The sequence below is a fragment of the Streptomyces sp. DvalAA-14 genome (assembly GCF_900091855.1).
Classification (GTDB): domain Bacteria; phylum Actinomycetota; class Actinomycetes; order Streptomycetales; family Streptomycetaceae; genus Actinacidiphila.
This window is the reverse complement of sequence record NZ_FMCH01000128.1, coordinates 1-5,313: the sequence shown is the minus strand read 5'-3', so window position 1 is coordinate 5,313 and position 5,313 is coordinate 1. Positions and strand designations below refer to the sequence as shown.

The 5,313-nt window shown below is 72.5% G+C and carries 3 protein-coding genes; all 3 read right to left on the bottom strand.

The annotated features are described in order from the left end of the window. Window positions 1–2,003 (bottom strand): putative bifunctional diguanylate cyclase/phosphodiesterase (locus GA0115240_RS05910; protein WP_093735593.1); only part of this gene is annotated, 2,003 nt, incomplete at its 3' end. A 223-nt stretch (window positions 2,004–2,226) separates the two neighbouring features. Then, window positions 2,227–4,446, bottom strand: coding sequence for an NAD-dependent DNA ligase LigA (gene ligA, locus GA0115240_RS05905; RefSeq protein WP_256069567.1), 2,220 nt, complete (start codon window positions 4,444–4,446; stop codon window positions 2,227–2,229). A gap of 25 nt (window positions 4,447–4,471) precedes the next feature. Beyond that, the coding region (locus tag GA0115240_RS05900; protein ID WP_107407105.1) for a methionine synthase at window positions 4,472–5,313 on the bottom strand (842 nt) is incomplete at its 5' end.

Here is a 5,313-nt window from a genome sequence, read left to right as displayed (position 1 = left end):
GCGGGGGCGACCAGCCAGCCCTGGACCGCGTCGCAGCGCAGCTCCCGCAGCCGCTCCCAGGTCTCGTCGTCCTCGACGCCCTCGGCCACCACCAGCAGGCCGAGCGAGTGCGCGAGGTCCACCGTGCAGCGGACGATCTCCGCGTCCTCGGGGTCCACCACCAGCCGGGCCACGAAGGAGCGGTCGATCTTCAGCTCGCTGACCGGCAGCCGGCGCAGGTGCACCAGGGAGGAGTAACCGGTGCCGAAGTCGTCCAGCGACATCTTGACGCCGTGACCGGTCAGTCCGTTCAGCGTGTCCGCGGCCTGCTGCGGATCCTCCAGCAGGACCGTTTCTGTGATTTCCAGCTGGAGCGCGCCCGGCGGCACCTGGTGCCGGGCCAGCCGCGCGGCGACCGCGCCGGCGAAGCCGGGGCTGTGCACGTCGCGCGGCGAGACGTTGACCGCGACCGGCACCTCCAGGCCCATCCGCCGCCAGGCGGCGATCTGGCCGAGCGCCTTCTCCAGCACGTATTCCGTGAGCTGCGGCATCAGCCCGGAGGTCTCGGCCATGCCGATGAACTCCTCGGGGTTGACCCGCCCGCGCTCCGGGTGCACCCAGCGCACCAGCGCCTCCAGGCCGGCCACCTGCCCGTCGAAGCGGACCTTCGGCTGGTAGTGCAGCTCCACCTCGCCGGCGTCCAGCGCCCGGCGCAGGTCGCCGAGCAGGCCGAGCCGGTCCGGCGTGTTGGCGTCGCGGGCGGCGTCGTAGACCTCGACGCCGCTGCGGTCCCGCTTGGCCTGGTACATCGCCACGTCGGCGCGCCGCAGCAGCCCCTCGGCGTCCAGCGCGTGGTCCGGGAAGACCGACACCCCGGCGCTGGCCTCCAGTTCGAGGGTCAGCCCGTCCAGGCTGAGCGGTGAGCCGAGGGCCGCGACCAGCGCCCGGGCCACCCGCTGGGCGCGGGTCGGCGAGTCGCAGGCGGGCAGCAGCACCGCGAACTCGTCGCCGCCGAGCCGGGCGGCCTCGGCGCCGCGCGGCAGGGCCAGCCGCAGCCGGTCGGCGATCTGCAGCAGCAGCCGGTCACCGGCCAGATGGCCCAGCGTGTCGTTGACCGACCGGAACTTGTCGAGGTCGATGAGGATCAGCGCGACGCGCTCGCCGCGCTCCTGGGCGGTGCCCAGCGCCGTCCAGGCCCGCTCCAGCAGCCACTGGCGGTTGGGCAGGCCGGTGAGCGGGTCGCGCAACTGCTCCTCCGCGCGGGCGTGCGCTATCCACAAGGTGGAGTCCAGGGCGATGAGCGGCACCGCGAACAGCGGGAGCAGCACCGGCTTGTGGCAGGCGACGACAAGGATCAGCGGCGAGATGCCGAGCAGCGCGCCGCCGACCATGCCCTGCCGCAGCAGCGCGGTGCGGGCCACGGTGGGCAGCCCGCCCCCTTGCGGGGCGAACGTCCACCACAGCAGGGCGCGGGTGCCGGCGAGATACGCCAGTGCGGTGACGGTGACGCTGAGGACGGCCGAAGCCGACCAGTCGTCGGGCAGCCACGGATGCTCCACCGAGGGGTGCACGCCGAACAGGGCGAGGCTGACCGCGCCGGCGCCGATGCCCAGGATGTCGATGGCGGCGTGCAGCGCGGCCTGCCGGCAGCGGTGCCGCCGGGCCGCCCCGACCAGCATCACCACGGCGAGGCTGACCAGGACAGCCGGCACCCAGCCGTAGAGCAGCAGCATGGCCAGGGTCAGCGCGGCGCCGGAGCCGGTGCCGCCCCACCACCGGTCGCGGCCCATCGCCACCAGATGGCCGACGATGACGCCGGTGAGGACGGCGAACGCCCAGCCGACGGTGCCGCCGGGGAAGAGCGCGCAGCCCTGGTCGACCATCCGGATCACACAGACCGTCAGGGCGGCCGCCGCCAGCGCCGGTACGACCACGCGGAGCACGGGCCTGGGCACGGCGGGGAACACGGGCACCGGCGCGCGACCGGCCAGCGGCGCCCCGCCGGCGCTCTCCGTCGGTTCCATCCCCGTCCCTCTCCCAGCCTGGTGAAGCATGCGGTCCACCGCGCCGGAACCCACGGAGGTGAACCGCCCGGTCCGCTGCAAGGTTGGTGCCCCGGCAGTCGCGCTTCTCAACAGTAGGCCGGAAGGCGCCGCCTCGGGCACCGATCGGCTGCCATTGCCCGAATGCGACCAGCGGTGTCGCCCTCTTCTGATATGGGCCGATCGGGTGACATCTGCGGGCTATTCAGTCGGATTCACCTTCGGATTCCGCGGGATTCACCGCCCGCTGGCGGGCCGCGTCGGCACCCTCCTCGAGAAGCACCGCGAAGCCCTCCTCGTCCAGGACCGGCACCTTCAGTTGCACGGCCTTGTCGAACTTGGAACCGGGGTTGTCGCCGACGACCACAAAGTCCGTTTTCTTGGAAACCGCGCTGGTGACTTTCGCCCCGCGGCTGCCCAGCGCCTCTTTTGCGCCATCCCGGGTATGTCCGGTGAGTGTTCCGGTCACCACCACGGTGAGCCCTTCGAGCGGCCTCGGCCCTTCGTCGGAGCCCTCCTCGGTGAACTTCACCCCGGCCGCGCGCCACTTGTCGATGATCTCCAGGTGCCAGTCCTCGGTGAACCACTGCTTGACCGAGGCGGCGATCGTCGCCCCCACGCCGTCGACGGCGGCCAGTTCCTCCTCGGCGGCGTCCTTGATCCGGTCCAGGTCGCGGAACTCGCGGGCCAGCGCCTCGGCGGCGACCGGGCCGACATGGCGGATGGACAGGCCGGTGATCACCCGGGCCAGCGGGCGCTGCCGGGCGGCCTGGATGTTGTCCAGCATGGCCAGCGCGTTCTTCTTCGGCTCGCCCTTCTGATTGGCGAAGAAGGTGACGACCTTCGGCTCGCCGGTCTCCGGATCACGTTTGGGCAGGCCGGTGTCCTGGTCGAGGACGTAGGAGCGGATCGGCAGCAGTTCCTCGATCTTCAGCCCGAACAGGTCGCCCTCGTTGCCCAGCGGCGGCTGCTGCGGCTCCAGCGGCTGGGTGAGGGCGGTGGCCGCCACGTAACCGAGCGCCTCGATGTCCAGGCTGCGCCGCCCGGCGAGGTAGAAGATCCGCTCGCGCAACTGGGCGGGACAGGCCCGCGCGTTGGGGCACCGCAGGTCGATGTCCCCTTCCTTCATGGGCTGCAGCGCGGTGCCGCACTCGGGGCACTCGGCGGGCATCACGAACTCCCGCTCGCTGCCGTCCCGCAGGTCCGCCACCGGGCCGAGGATCTCCGGGATGACGTCGCCGGCCTTGCGGAGCACCACGGTGTCGCCGATCAGGACGCCCTTCCTCTTCACCACCTCCTGGTTGTGCAGGGTGGCGAACTCGACCTCGGAGCCGGCCACCGTGACCGGCTCGACCACCGCGAACGGCGTGACCCGGCCGGTGCGGCCGACGCCGACCCGGATCTCCAGCAGCTTGGTGTTGACCTCCTCCGGGGCGTACTTCCAGGCGATCGCCCAGCGCGGCGCCCGGGAGGTGGAGCCGAGCCGGCCCTGCAGCGGGATCTCGTCCACCTTGACCACCACGCCGTCGATCTCGTGCTCGACGTCGTGGCGGTGCTCGCCGTAGTAGTCGATGAACTCCCGCACCTCGGCCAGGGAGTCCGCCACCTTGTTGTGCCGGGCGGTGGGCAGGCCCCAGCCGCGCAGCAGTTCGTAGGCGTGCGACTGGCAGTCGATGTCGAAGCCCTGGCGGGCGCCGATGCCGTGCACCACCATCCGCAGCGGCCGGGAGGCGGTGATCCGGGGGTCCTTCTGGCGCAGGGAGCCAGCCGCGGCGTTGCGGGGGTTGGCGAAGGGCTTGTCACCGCCCTCCACCAGCCGGGCGTTCAGCTCCTCGAACTTCTCGCCGGGGAAGTAGACCTCGCCGCGGATCTCGACCAGCTCCGGCAGCCGCTCGCCGGCCAGCCGGTCGGGGATGTCGGCGATGGTGCGGACGTTGGGGGTGATGTCCTCGCCGGTGCGGCCGTCGCCGCGGGTCGCGGCCCTTGTCAGCCGGCCGTGCTCATAGGTGAGGTTGACCGCGAGGCCGTCCACCTTGAGCTCGCACAGGAAGTGGTACGGACCGCGCTCGTTGTCCGGCGGGCCGAGCTCGGCGGCCACCCGGTCCGCCCAGGTGGTCAGCTCCTCCTCGGTGAAGGCGTTGTCCAGGGACAGCAGGCGCTCGCGGTGCTGGACGGAGGTGAACTCGGTCGCGTAGGCCCCGGCGACCTTCTGGGTGGGCGAATCCGGGGTGCGCAGCGCCGGATGCCGCTCCTCCAGCGCCTCCAGCTGCCGCAGCAGCCGGTCGAAGTCCGCATCGCTGACGACCGGCGCGTCGTTGACGTAGTAACGGAAGCGGTGCTCCTCGACCTGCTCGGCCAGGCGGGCGTGCTGCTCCCGGGCCTCGGCGGGGACCTCCGCGGGCTGTGCGTCCTCCAGGGCTGCCACGATTCCGTCCTTCCTCGGTCAGGCGTCACTCAGGGTTGTCAACGAGCGAGCGTGCCGCCTTCCCGCAATGCAGCAGAGCGGCACGGGCATAGGCCGGTGAGGCCCCCGCCAGACCGCAGGAGGGGGTGACGGCCACGGAGGAACCCAATGCCCCCGGTGCCAGCCCCAGCCTGCGCCACAGCGCCCGAACACCACTGACGCTACCGGCAGGGTCCGACAATGCGGAGTCCGTGCCCGGCACGACGCCGGCGAACAGCGCGGTGCCCGCCTCGGCCGCCTCACCGAAGACGTCCCAGTCACGCTCGGTGAGCAGCGAGAAGTCGAAGGAGAGCCCGGCCGCGCCGGCCCGGCGCAGCAGCGCGAAGGGCACGTCGGCGGCGCAGGAGTGCACGACGACCGGGACGCCGGCCGCCTCGATCAGCTCCCGCAGGGTCGACTCGGCCAGCGTGCGGTCCACCGCCCGGTAGGTCTGGTAGCCGCTGGCGGTCCTGACCTGCCCGGTCAGCACGTCGGTGAGGGACGGCTCGTCCAGCTGCAGGACGAGCCGGGCGCCCGGCACCCGCCGGGCCAGGTCCTCCAGGTGCGCGACGATGCCCTCGGCGAGCGATCCGGCCAGGTCGCGCACCGCGCCGGGGTCGCGCAGCGCCGCCTCGCCGTTGCGGGTCTCCACGCTCGTCGCCAGCGTCCACGGCCCGACCGCCTGCACTTTCAGCGGGCCTTCGTAGCCTTGGGTGAATTCCTCCAGGGCGTCCAGGTCCTCCCCCAGCCACGACCTGGCGCGCTTGGTGTCCCGCCCCGGCCGGTCCCCGAACCGCCAGCCGCTGGGCTCGACCCGGGCGTACAGCTCGACCAGCATCCCGAGCGTCC